The sequence below is a fragment of the Candidatus Gracilibacteria bacterium genome, assembly GCA_041658685.1.
Classification (GTDB): Bacteria; Patescibacteriota; Gracilibacteria; order UBA1369; family UBA12473; genus JBAZZS01.
On record JBAZZS010000006.1, the window covers coordinates 1 to 12,001 of the forward strand.

At 45.3% G+C, this 12,001-nt stretch carries 10 protein-coding genes and 1 tRNA gene; 9 read left to right on the forward strand and 2 right to left on the reverse strand.

The annotated features are described in order from the left end of the window. Positions 1–125 precede the first annotated feature (125 nt). On the reverse strand, positions 126–1,301 hold the full coding sequence (locus WC882_05850) for a hypothetical protein (protein ID MFA5843158.1): 1,176 nt from the start codon (positions 1,299–1,301) through the stop codon (positions 126–128). A 278-nt stretch (positions 1,302–1,579) separates the two neighbouring features. Between WC882_05850 and WC882_05855 the strand changes: the two genes are divergently transcribed. The 8 genes from WC882_05855 (at position 1,580) to WC882_05890 (ending at position 9,229) form a co-directional block, all read left to right on the forward strand. After that, positions 1,580–2,071, forward strand: coding sequence for a single-stranded DNA-binding protein (locus WC882_05855; GenBank protein MFA5843159.1), 492 nt, complete (start codon positions 1,580–1,582; stop codon positions 2,069–2,071). Positions 2,072–2,708: 637 nt separating this feature from the next. After that, entirely contained in the window at positions 2,709–3,305 is a 597-nt protein-coding gene (locus WC882_05860; GenBank protein MFA5843160.1) for a guanylate kinase, read from the forward strand. 143 nt (positions 3,306–3,448) lie between these two features. After that, positions 3,449–4,069 carry a pyruvoyl-dependent arginine decarboxylase gene (locus tag WC882_05865; GenBank protein ID MFA5843161.1) on the forward strand — a complete coding sequence of 207 codons (621 nt, stop codon included), beginning with the start codon at positions 3,449–3,451 and terminating at the stop codon, positions 4,067–4,069. An 11-nt stretch (positions 4,070–4,080) separates the two neighbouring features. Next, positions 4,081–4,917 carry an agmatinase gene (gene speB, locus WC882_05870; protein MFA5843162.1) on the forward strand — a complete coding sequence of 279 codons (837 nt, stop codon included), beginning with the start codon at positions 4,081–4,083 and terminating at the stop codon, positions 4,915–4,917. An 18-nt stretch (positions 4,918–4,935) separates the two neighbouring features. After that, positions 4,936–6,048, forward strand: coding sequence for a deoxyhypusine synthase family protein (locus WC882_05875; GenBank protein ID MFA5843163.1), 1,113 nt, complete (start codon positions 4,936–4,938; stop codon positions 6,046–6,048). Between the two features lie 162 nt (positions 6,049–6,210). Then, positions 6,211–7,971 (forward strand): hypothetical protein, encoded by a 1,761-nt coding sequence (locus WC882_05880; GenBank protein MFA5843164.1) that lies wholly within the window; start codon positions 6,211–6,213, stop codon positions 7,969–7,971. A gap of 90 nt (positions 7,972–8,061) precedes the next feature. Continuing rightward, positions 8,062–8,136: transfer RNA gene (locus tag WC882_05885), tRNA-Gln, on the forward strand. A 70-nt stretch (positions 8,137–8,206) separates the two neighbouring features. Next, positions 8,207–9,229: an S-layer homology domain-containing protein gene (locus WC882_05890; GenBank protein MFA5843165.1), complete on the forward strand. Its 1,023-nt coding sequence runs from the start codon at positions 8,207–8,209 to the stop codon at positions 9,227–9,229. A 109-nt stretch (positions 9,230–9,338) separates the two neighbouring features. Here WC882_05890 and WC882_05895 read toward each other — a convergent pair whose 3' ends face one another. Further along, entirely contained in the window at positions 9,339–10,559 is a 1,221-nt protein-coding gene (locus tag WC882_05895; GenBank protein ID MFA5843166.1) for an SDR family NAD(P)-dependent oxidoreductase, read from the reverse strand. An 837-nt stretch (positions 10,560–11,396) separates the two neighbouring features. Between WC882_05895 and WC882_05900 the strand changes: the two genes are divergently transcribed. Continuing rightward, on the forward strand, positions 11,397–11,996 hold the full coding sequence (locus WC882_05900; GenBank protein ID MFA5843167.1) for a hypothetical protein: 600 nt from the start codon (positions 11,397–11,399) through the stop codon (positions 11,994–11,996). The last annotated feature ends 5 nt before the right edge of the window (positions 11,997–12,001 follow it).

Below are 12,001 nucleotides of genomic sequence, written 5' to 3' on the forward strand. Positions count from 1 at the left end.
AAAGGTTTTAATACACCTAAGTCTCTTTTTGCTTGGATCGAAGGGTTTTGTAAGTACAAAAAATCCATCACTTGCAATCCAAAAAATCAACCAAATTAATTTAACTATCCCGCCAGGGCAGAGTTTTATTTACGCTCCACCACAAAGATCTCCCGTCCCACGGCCTGGTCTTGGCGATGGTAACGGACCGCGTGATGGACCGTGTAACCGCAGGTTCCGATCATGGCTTTGAGGCCGTTGATGGGGAACGTGTTTTTGTAGGTGTAGTGAATCGGAAAAGCGAACACCAGCGGCGTGCCGGGTTTGAGTAGGGGATGAAGGGTTCGCAACATGTTTTCGTACAAGCCGAGGAGTCTGGAATGGGTTTTGAAAATATTGGCCTCAGGCGCAGACATGTGCATGGGCGGGCCGAGGTACGTTTCGCTCACCACCAAGTCCGGGGGAGTGGGGAGGTCTTTTTTCGTCAGCTCGGTCGCATCTGCAGTAAAGAGGTCGACGCTACGATCCGCGGCGCCTTTTTCAGCGAAAAACGGAGTTTGTTTGAACCAGTCGAGGTTTTTTTGAGCCGCATCCATGGCAATGGGATCGCGGTCGGAACCGATCACGTTCATGCCTTTGAGGATCGCTTCGCCAAGAATTGTGCCACTTCCACAAAAGGGATCGAAGAGAGTTTTTCCTTCAAATGTTATTTCCTTTGTGGCCAATCCCGCGAGGTTGATCATCATTTGCGCCAGTTTGGGGGGCAACATGCCTTGTTTGGCCAAACGCACGGGTTTTTCGTAGTCGCGCAAGCTGTACCCGGCAAAATCCTGCACTGCCAAGGTTTGCGAAATCAGGATTTTTCCTTCCACTTTTAAAATATTGAAATCCGTCATGGTTCGGAGTAATCCGCCTTTTTCAATCACGACACTGGTGAGATTGCCCATTTGATTGAGAAATCGTCCGTTTCGGCCATGTTCGCGAAGTTCGAGTTTAATTTTTTTTAATATATTTTTAAGAAATCGGTCATCTTGTGGGAAGACGCTGAGTCCAAAAATCATTTTTCCTTCGGGAAGTAATTCGATGAGTCGTTCAGCCATGCCTTGAACCATGGCTTCTTGAGTTTCGCTTTCAGCCCAGACTTCACTTAATTTGATGCAACCGCCCAGGCCGTCCAAAACGGCTTTTGGGTTGGCAAACGATTCGTGGTCCACGAGGGCCATGTCCCCGTGGCGTTGGATGTCCGGGCCAAATACGGCGCGAATTTCGAGCTCGGATAAATCCTGTTCTCGGCCCAAATGAAAGCAATAAGTGGTTTGCATAGGGTTTATAACGAAATAAACTAATCAAAGGATGGGTTGTAGACGATGAGCGGATCGCGTGCGCGCCCGGAGCGACTGACGAAGACGTAGCGAGCTACGTCGAGGATAGGCGCGAGGACGTAAGCCGCGAGATGCCGTCGGCTACGCCCATCACTGATCAGGGGATTTCGTTACAAGCCCTTTGTGGCTTTAAGATAGCGGATTTCCCCTAGGCAATCCATGGTTTTTTTAGTAGCATGGCCACGCCTAAGAGGGCCTTATCTTTTAATGAAATTTTTATGTCCATGTCTTTGAATCGAGCTCAGCTCATTGGAAATTTAACCCGAGATCCCGAAGCGCGCCAAACGTCCTCCGGAAAGTCGGTGGTGAATTTTGGAATTGCCACGAATTCTCGCTGGACCGATGCCAGCGGCCAAGTTCAGGAAAAAACCGAGTTTCATAATATCGTGGTGTGGGGGAAACTCGCGGACATTTGTGCTCAATACATTCGAAAGGGGAGTAAAGTGTACGTTGAAGGACGCATTCAATCTCGCGAATGGCAGGGAGAAGATGGTGTCAAACGCTTCCGTACCGAGATTGTGGCGGAAAATGTCATCATGCTTGACCGAAAAGGCGCGAGCAGTGAAGGCGGATCCGGATTTGAACAACGCTCTTTTGGAGCGGGTGCGAGTTCTGCTTCAAAATCCGTGCCCATGGACGCGGCTCCGGCCGATGATTTGCCCGTGACTTCCGGAAATGGCGAGATTCCGATTTCGGATTTGCCGTTTTAAAAAACTATCAAAACAAGGTGAGACGAGAAAAATGGAGCGCATTACAAAAAACCCCGCAAGTTAATAGCGAGGTTCTTTGTAAAACTTGTGCAGACCCATTATTGCATCTGATTTGAATAAAAATATATAAATCAGGAATGATGGATTGCAAAAATTTTTTCCATGAGAGCCGACTCATTCAGCTCACGGGCTACCCCCTACCATCCTACGGTCCCTTTATTATCCGGAGTACCAGCCGGTTTTGTTTTTGTTTTTTGCATCTCTTACAGAGTATGTATGAGAATACAGTTTGTTTTTGTTTGAAGAGGAATCTATTTCACAAGGAAGGGAAGTGAAACAGAAAGGGAGGTTGGAGTCGCAACCTGAATCGAAAAGTAGGGAGGAAGGGAGGCACGAGTAGGGACTTTTAAAGAGTAATGCTCGTGAGGCCCTCCTTTCTCACTACTTTCCAATTACTGGAAGGAGGAGGTGACTGCGCGATTTTTTAAGGAACGCAAATCTTTATAGTATAGCAGTTTTAAATCGGAATTTCAATCCCCGGAAATATTTGTTAGACTCTGAGGTGAAAGATTTCGTGCGCGGTTAAACGTTTTGAAATCTCTATATAGTAATACTTTTTTAAAAATAAGTCAATAGTATGCCTGGAAAATTATTCCTCATTCTTGGTTCATCGGGGTCCGGAAAGGGGACGGTGCTTGAGGCGTTGCACAAAGATTGCAAACAATATGTGTTCCCGTTGTCCTGCACGACTCGACCGCGTCGACCCGGGGAGCGCGACGGCGATATTTATCATTTTGTGACCAAGGCGGATTTTGAGGGGCGAATTGAGAAGGGAGAGTTTTTGGAATACGCGACCGTGCATCAGGATAATTATTACGGCACGCTCAAAGCGCCGATCTTGCGCGCACTCGAGGATGGCAAAACCGTGGTGCGTGAAGTGGATGTGCAAGGCCTTCGTTCGATTCGTAACTTGATTTCCAAGGAGCATTTGGTGTCTGTTTTCTTGACGGTTTCGGATTGGGAAATTTTACGACAACGTATTTTGAAACGCAGTCCCATGTCCGTGGAGGAAATCTCGCATCGGTATGAAAGTTATTTAATCGAAATGTCGTGGGCGAAAGAGTGCGATTTTGTGGTGGAAAGCGTGGAAGGACACATTGAAAAATTGATTGCGGATGTGAAAGAAATTATTGAAAAAAATGCATGATCGCAACGGTTTGAATGACTTTTTTAAAAAATCTAAAAAAAACTTTTTTGAGCTAACAGGAGTGGCTCAACTTTTTTTTGAATTTTATAACCCCTTTTTTTAAAAATTCTCTTTACATAAAAAAAGATATTTCCTACATTGTGTGCGTTAATCTTTTTTTCTCAAGAAAAATGGAAAAAAATGCTCGTTTAACTTCAACTTCAAAATCTTCCAAAAAAACATTAAATGCCGATAAGCCGCCCCCCCGTAGTGTGGTTACCGAAGGAGGCCGTTTAATCGGGAATCGAATTCCTAAGGATTTCTTTATTTCCAAAGGAAAAGGAGAGAGTGAAATCACCATCCATGCCGGATCGTATCATTTGGCGCTCCGCGATGCGGGAATCGAAATGTGCAATATCATCACGTATTCTTCCATCCTTTCCGGAATCGCCAATGAAATTAAAAAACCGAAAACATTGGTTCACGGATCGGTGATGGAAACCATTATGGCGGTTTCAACCGCGGAAAAAGGCAATCGAGCCACGGCCGCTATTGTTTTTGGGTGGTTGTATGATCGGAAAACAGGGGAAAAACATGGCGGATTGGTGTGTGAATACAACGGATGTTTGCCTGAAAAAGAAGCGGTGAAACAATTGCGTGCCAGTTTGAATGAACTTTATACGAATGGATATGATGGAAAATTTGAAATGAAAGATATTACATTGAATTCTGAAAGTATGCTGGTGAAGAAAAATTATGGCACGGTGTTGGTGTCGCTTTGCTGGGTCAATTACGTTGTCCCCATTTATTAAGGCTTGAAACGATGAATTACGGCAATCTCCCGGCGCGCTACTCCGGGCTCAAAAGCTCGAAGGTCGTGATCGTGCCGGTTCCTTATGATGGAACCAGTACTTGGGGAAAAGGCGCGGACAAAGGGCCGGCCGCTCTTTTGGACGCGTCCGCGAATATGGAATTGTATGACATCGAGACCGATTCCGAACCTTATACAATAGGAATTCATACGGATAAGCCGTTGCTTTATAAGACGCCGGAAAAAGGCGCGAAAGTAACGGAAGAAAAAGTCGGTGCTTTTTTGGATCAAGGAAAATTGGTGTGTTTGTTGGGAGGGGAACATTCTGTGAGCGCGGGAGCGATTGCCGCGGCGGCGAAACGATTTAAAAAAATGTCTGTGCTTCAGCTGGACGCGCATTCGGACATGAGAGAGGAATACAACGGCTCTCGTTACAATCACGCGTGTGTGATGGCACGGGCCAAGGATTTGTGCCCGGTGGTGCAAGTGGGGATTCGCAGTATGGACTCTTGTGAAAAGCCGAACATTAAAAAAGATCGTGTTTTTTTTGCCGAGAATATTCGCACTCGAAAAAATTGGATCCGTGAGGTGGTGGCGAAATTGACCGACGAGGTTTATATCACGATTGATTTGGATGTTTTTGACCCTTCGGTTTTGCCGTCCACAGGAACGCCGGAACCCGGAGGATTGGGGTGGTATGAAGTTTTGGATTTATTGCGTGAAGTGATTCGTCAAAAAAAGATGGTGGCTTTTGATGTGGTGGAGTTGGCGCCGAATCCCAAAGAAAAGGCGTCGGATTTTTTGGCCGCCAAATTGATTTATAAGATGCTAGCTTATCGTTATTTTTAATCTTTTATAATTTTTATTATGCAAAACAGTAAATTCGACGGATTGTCGCCGGCGATTAAAAAACTCATTGATTTTAATGAAGGGGCCGGAGCCGGGAAAGCGGGCAAAGGCACGTTGAGCGATTCGGTGAAGGCGAGCAAAACGCCGGTGTCTTCGTTTGCGGAACGAACTTTGAACCATTGCAATGGCGGAGCCACGTATCAAGCCGCGTTGTGGTTGAAAAATCATTTGGACCAAGGCGGAAAGTTGGTGATCACGCTTTCCGGAGCCTTGAGTTCTTTTCAAGTGGGAGTCATGCTCGCGGAATTGATTCGCCAAGACAAAGTGCATTTGATTTCCGCGACCGGAGCCAACCACGAAGAATCGTATTATCGTTATGTGGCGCATTCGCATTATGCGTACATTCCGCGCTACACCGAGCTCACGCCCGAGCAGGAGGCCGAGCTTCGTGATGCAGGGTTGAGACGCATCACCGACACGTTTTTGCCCGAAGATGAAAGTGTTCGCATCATGGAACCGCATTTGCTTAAAATGTGGAAGGACGCGCAAGCCAAAGGCGAACGTTATTTTCCGTATGAATATTTTCGTCGATTGTTTTCGGAAAATTTAATTCAGCCGGATCCCAAAGCCAATCCCGAGGATTGTTGGGCGTATGCCGCGTATCAAAAAAACATTCCGATTGTGATTCCGGGGTTTGAAGATTCCACTATGGGAAATATTTTTGCGAGTTATACGTATTCGGGAAAATATCGCACGGACAAGACTACGATTTTGGATCAAAATGTGATGAAAACCGGGCTTGAGTATTTTACGTCTCTTTACGATTGGTATCAGGAAACGTCGGAAGATCATCCGGTGGCGTTTTTGCAATTGGGAGGCGGGATTGCCGCGGATTTTCCGATTTGCATTGTGCCTTCATTGAAACACGATTTGCAGTATCCCAAGGTGCGCGATTGGGCCGGATTCATTGAGATCGGTTCTTCGCCCATGTCTTTTGGGTCTTATTCCGGAGCCGGTGGCAAAGAAAAAATCACGTGGGACAAACTCTCGACCCAAAGTTATTACCAAATCATTCAAAGCGATGCCACAGTGGTGTTCCCGTGGATGGCGGCGGTTTTGTTGGGGTTGTAATGGGGCGTGATTAGAGAGGCCGTGTCACCCTGAGGCTCTCGAAGGGGGACTTTATGGTGTATGGCTTTATCTCATCCCCAAGCCATTTTTAATGTTTTTCGGGTTGACGATTTTGCGGGGATGGGGATACGATTAGGCCCTGTTATTTAATCAACCTTAAATATGGCTACACCAGAATCTCCTGATGGGATTTCTACCCCCACTTATAAAGGGAAGGATAGGCGACAATGGGGAGACAATCGTGAATTTTCCATTGAATCGTTTTTGGATGGCGATTCCAATCCACTATTGCCTAATCTGGTATATTCGATTGCGGAGGGATTTGATACACAACGATTGGTTCTTTTTATGTATGCAGAGGGGACCCCCGGGGTTGAACTTCCTGCTGCGGATGATAAAGGAATTATTACCGGCCCTATGGCGCGGTTGCTTATGCGCGGGCAATGGGAAGTGGCTCGATCTCAAGGAGCTTTGGTTGTTTTTTATGAGGATCCTGAGGAACTTCAACCTAAAATTTTTGGTCGGACAACGGAATCCCCTGCAAAAGCGGTGCGTGCTAATATGCAAGGCTCTGTGGATCATGCGCGAATCGTTCATTTGCCCGGAGATATAACTATGGCCCAAGCACTCCCATCTCATGATTATAGCGATTATGAAGATCGAGTTAACGGGGTGGATGGAAAATCTCTTGGTTTTGGAGATAAAAAAGAAGGAATTTTGAATGCTGATGCTATGGCGGTTGCGCTTCATGTTCAGGGCCAAGGGTGGATGGAACACGCTGAGCTTTTGCCTTTGATGAAATTGGCGGTTCATCCCAATATGCAGGCTCTTCATTATGGATCTGCTTTGTTTGAAGGCATGGGATGTGAACGTGATCCGAACACCGGAGAGGTTTGTATTTTTGATTTGGAAGGGCATTACAATCGTATGAGAAACGGAGCGAATGATCTTGAATTGCCGTGTCCCACTTTTGAAGTTTTTAAAGAAATGGCGATTAAAATGGTTCAGGCGAATGCGCGTTTTGTCCCGCCCGCAGGGAAAGGGAGACTTTATTTGAGGCCGAATTTGTTTTCTATCGGGCCTTGGATGAAAGTGGGGAATTCTAATGTTACGGCCTTGGTTTTTACCGCAACGCCAATTGGGAATGCCAGTGCTTATTTTGGTTCGGTGGAAGAAGAAATGGTATTTGGTGTTCCGACGAATCAAATCCGTTCTACAAGACTAATAGAAGTAGGGAAAGATAAAGTCGCTGGGAATTATGCAGGCACCATTCGAACGATTCATGTTATGGAAGAATTGGGATTGAAAGGCGGTGTGGCGTATTTGGATCGGTCTACGGAAGAAGAGGATGATCTCAGTAATGCTGAATTCAAGGAAACCAGTGCATCGAATTTGGTTGCGTTCCGACGTTTAGAAGGTGATCGCTGGAGAGTGGTGACACCGCCGTTGAATGATGGAGATATTTTATCTGGTCGAACTCGCGCTTTGTTAAAGAGAATTGTTGAAAAATTTGGATGGGAATTCGCGGAAGAACCGGTTACTTGGGCGGATATTCAATCTACAAAATATGAATTTATGGCCGGGTCCGGGACTGCGGCTTATTTGACGCCGATCCATGCTTTCCAAAGGGTTGAAATTGGCTCGAGGGAAGGTCTTGAATTGGTGGATGAAGCTGCGTTGGCTCAATTAGCAACCGACGACGAGAAAAGATCTTATCGAGAAAAACGTGTGGGTAAAAAAGTGGGAGAATTGGTTCATCTTTTGGGTCGCGAGCCAAACAAAGACGCCGGCGAGTTGTTCCCTGAACCTCTTAAGCTTATCGTTGCGGAAATGGAACGCGTGAAACGAGGAGAAGCGGATGATGAACCTGAATATAAAGGATTGATCACTCGAGTGACGTTGCCTGAAAGACAGGCAGCTTAAAATGAATTTTTAGGTTTGTGCGGCGCCTCGGGGCGGAATTTTCAGATTGAAAGTTGGCATGTTTTTCGTTAAGCTTTCTCCATAAAATACTGGGGAATCGCCAAGCGGTAAGGCATCGCCCTCTGGAGGCGACATTCGGGGGTTCGAATCCCTCTTCCCCAGCCATTCTATTTTTTTGCTTAAAGGGGATCCTTCGATTATTATTGCAATATCGTATTTTTTAATCCAATTTGTCATGAGATTTCTCCGTTCTTTTTTGGCAATGGTTATTGTTGTGAGCTTTCCGCTCACCGCCCTTGCCGGGACTTTTAGTGATGTTTCTTCTACAAACGAAAATCGTGAGGCGATCGAATATCTTGTTTATAACGGGACTTTAAAGGGTTACGATGATTCGACTTTTCGTCCTTCCAATACGATCAATCGTGCCGAACTCATGAAGGTTTTGGTTCTTTCTCAAGGGATTGAGCCGGATGCGACTGTTTATAAAAATTGTTTCCCGGATGTGACGACCGAGTGGTTCGCTCCGTATGTTTGTTATGCACACGAGCAAGGGTGGGTTGATGGTTATCCGGACAATACTTTCCTTCCCGCTAATACGGTGAATAAAGTTGAGGCCGCCAAGATGGTTATTAATGCTTGGGGATACAGCGATATGCTTCCCGATAGTTTGAGTATTTCCAAATCGGATTTATTTGATGATACTTACCCTTCTGTTTGGTATGCCCCTTATGTTTATTTAATTAAATCGTGGAATTTAGAGGGGGAGTGGCATATAGACGGGTCTGCCGGCAATTTTAATCCCGCCGATGGAATGGAGCGCGGACGTGCGGCGGAATATATGTTTCGTATTATTGTAATGGAAGATTTTGGAGAAGCGGCGTATGGGGAAGGAGATGGCTTAGCTTTCTTTACTGCCCATGGATTGGATTATTTATTGGAGGATTCTGTCGCGGATCCGGTTGCAGATCCGGTCGTTGATCCGGTTGTTGATCCGGTTGCGGATCCCGTTGTTGACGAAGAGGTTTATCTTGATTTAACTTCTTCTTCTGTCGATCAAGTTCTCATCATCACTAATCAGGGAGATTATACGGTCAATTTAGAAGGGTATAGCTTGGAAACCGATGCGACTTTTTACGAATTTGGCTCTTACGAACTGGGTTCTTGGGAAAGTGTTGAGGTCGAATACTATTTCCCCGAAGAGACTGTTTATCTCCGTAGTCCTGAGGGAGGAATTGTTGACTATGATTACAATTTCTAGGGACAAGGCAATTTAAAAATAATCGTAAGGATCAATAAAAAGGATGCTGGCCCCGGCTGGTTCGTTATTACGAGCTATGAGATTTATGAATTGGAGAGCTAAGTTGGGCTTATTCGTAGAGTCCGAGGAATGTTAATAATTCTTTTACTCCTTGGCCTAGTTTTTGTGGCGCCAGCCATTTGTATTTGAGCGGGCTGTAAGGGACGTTGCCATAGCCTTGAGTTTCTCGATGCTTTTCCAAATTTTTATTCCAGGCTGCTTCGTTCATTCCCATGTTTGCGAGACTATTTTTTCCGTTTGCCCAGACAAAGCCGGGCAAGAAAAGGTCTTGTATGGGTTTTGGCAGTAGTTCAACAAACCATTTTGCTATCCCGGGGGCGCTTCGATATTTGTCTTTGGGTTTTTCATCTTCTGTCCATGGTTTTTGAAGCCATGTTGCGAGTTGTGTTCCGACAATTGCCGGGTCAATGGCTTCAACCGCAGTCCATTCTGCGGGCACGTCTGTTCCTTCGTTTACTACAGCGTTTGTCATGGGGGTTTTACAGGCTCCGGGCGAAAACACCCTCAGCCTGTTGAGGAGTCCTGTGGCACTTAAGGCTTCCACCAATTTTAGCAATCCGATGACTTTGGTTTTGACGTATTTTTTTAAACCACTACCTGCGGTGGTGCGAGGAGGAGTGTCGGCATCCAGCGGATTGGTTGTTCCATAAAGAGTTGTTCTTAAAGGTGATTTAAGGAATTTTTCAAGAAGTTCAATTAAGGGGTGAGAGGGTTTGGCTAGAGCCGTTGATGTCTCAGTGGTTGGTCGATCTTCCAGTACTTTCACCATATCCACCGGTCCTGCAGACAAGGTGTGGACGTAAATAATGGGCGCATTTTCAGCCAAGAGATTTGGGTTTTTCGCCAAGGTAGTCATGAGAAAAGCAGGGGACTCGGCATTGACTTTATACATGTCGGTTTCTTCCAATTTCCCCGTGATTTTGCTGTCGCTGGTTAAGCCTCCGGCGCAGAGGAGGATGCCGTTGATTCTTGCGCGAGTCGTATCTCTGATTCCTTCAACTTTCATGGCTGCTTCAATTTTTTCTCGTGAAGCCTCAATTTGTTCCGGGTCTCGGAGGTCGGTTCGTACATAATGGAACTTAACATCGTTTTTTAGTTCAGCTGGGACAGTTTTTTCCTCACGGTTTCCCATGCCGATCACATGTTTTCCTTCTGCTAAGAGTTTTTTCGACGTTTCAAAGCCAATCCCGCTCGTGGCACCGGTCACAAGGTAATATTGGGGGACTTGTTCCGGGGTATCGGTTGGTGTTGTTGGTGCTTCTAGTGACATACGTAAAGATTAAGAGGCGGCACAAAGGGGGGAATTATACATTTGAACTCTTTTTTGTCAAATTCTAAGAATCAATTTTTTAAAAATAGGAATGGATGAGGTATAATTTTGGCATGATTTTTCATTCTCTTCTTCTTGGGTTTCTTTTTTCTGCAGGCATTGGGCCGACCAATATTGAAACCGCCAAGCGCGGGTTGACCGAGAGTTTTGGCTCTGCGTTGGTTTTTTATTTAGGAAATGTGGTGATTGATGCGTTGTGTATTTTGGCTGTTTTGTTGGGATTTTCGTTGGTAGTGGAGAATTCGTTTTTGAAAATTATTTTGGGTGTTTTTGGTGTGGCTTATCTTTTGTATCTTGGGGTTAACAATATTAGAGATGCTTTTAAGTCGGGGATTTTTATTTCGGTTTCAAAGGCTGACGAGCGCTGTATGGTTCGACAGGCTCACCACGACAGCGAAAAATTTGCAAAAAAGAAAACCCTGAATCCTTTCCTTTCCGGCATCTTGGTTAACTTGGCGAACCCCATGGCCATTGCGAGTTGGATTGCGTTTTATGGCGTGGTGCCCGAGGAGTATAAAAAAAATCTTTTGGTTTTGTTTGTTTCCGTGGTGAGTGGTGCGATTTTATTAGGGGCAACAATTTCTTTTGTTGCTCATTTTTTTAAGCGTTGGGCGAGTGAAAAAGTGATGCGCGGAATTTCGTTATTTTCCGGGATGCTGCTACTAGGATTTGCGGGAATCTTTGCGTATCACCTTGTCATTTCTTGAAAAAAATTGTTTCCTTTTTTTAATAAGCGTATATTTTTAAATGTTCGATTTTATTTTTTTAATTCCTCCCATGAAAAAATTTATCGTTTTCGGAGCGATTTTATCCATCGCTTTATTGACGTTTGCGGGTTGCGGATCTTCGGTTGTGACCACTCCATCCACGCCCACTCCCACCACAAACACAACAACAACTCCAACAACCACGACCACCACGACGACCTCGGATGACGATATACCACCGCCCAGCGACAATCCCGCGGATTATCTCACGAATCCTTATGGTTTTCCGCAGGAAATGATTGATGCCGAGATGCAATATGAATTGGATGAATTCGAGCAAACCGATGCGATTGATCCTCCGGCAGGATTTCCGTTGGGGTTTCTCTATGCGAACGGGAAAGTGGTGGGGATGTCGAATGACGGGGATGAGTATTACATCAATAAAAGTGTGACCATCAAAACAACAGATGATTCCAAAACCGTGAAGGCATTTTATAAAAATATTTTGGTTGCTCCTTGGGAAATTACATCGCAATCTTCGGATGGGAGCAATACTTATTATTATGCCACCCATTCCGAAACCGGGATGGAAATAGATGTCAGTATTTATGCCGATTCTTATTCCAAACTTGTTGAAATCGATGTTTATTATTCGGGATATCCCCAATAATTTTT